The sequence below is a fragment of the Bacillus sp. 05T31 genome (genome assembly GCF_056396725.1).
In genome coordinates this window covers 1-418 of sequence record NZ_JBFTMA010001432.1, presented here as the reverse complement: position 1 = coordinate 418, position 418 = coordinate 1, and the positions used below count along the sequence as shown (strand labels likewise).

The following is a 418-nucleotide window of genomic DNA, read 5'->3' as shown; positions in this document are numbered from 1 at the left end:
TCCAGAAGCTGCGAAAATGGCATCTGCAGTAGCGGCAGGCTCTGTGTTTGTTAATAGTGATGGTATACTGAATCAAAACAACCAAGGAGCAGTAATCAAAGAGCATCGTTTCTTTGGTGTAAATGCGGCTCATGAAAAAATTTAGAAAGCGATACTTATCTATTCCCAAACAGTGTCTAAAAATCCAGCAGTGTTTTCCGTCCTTTAAATACTTTAAGGAAGGATATTGGATAGGTAGGTTACGACCTACCTCTTCATCATCTTTTTATACTGTTAAGATTATTTATAAAAGATTTAGCCCAAAAGTTTTTATTATAGAACCTTGTATTCATAGAGAAGTCCCTCACCTTTATGGCGACGGATCACTTTGCCTTTATTATCCCGATGATAATAGCTATAACGATTCCCTATTTATAGC

General features: G+C 36.6%; 1 protein-coding gene. It reads left to right on the top strand.

The annotated features are described in order from the left end of the window. Positions 1-122: 122 nt before the first annotated feature. A partial coding sequence (locus tag AC1DJR_RS33675; RefSeq protein ID WP_477004641.1) for a type II CBASS E2 protein occupies positions 123-418 on the top strand: 296 nt, incomplete at its 3' end.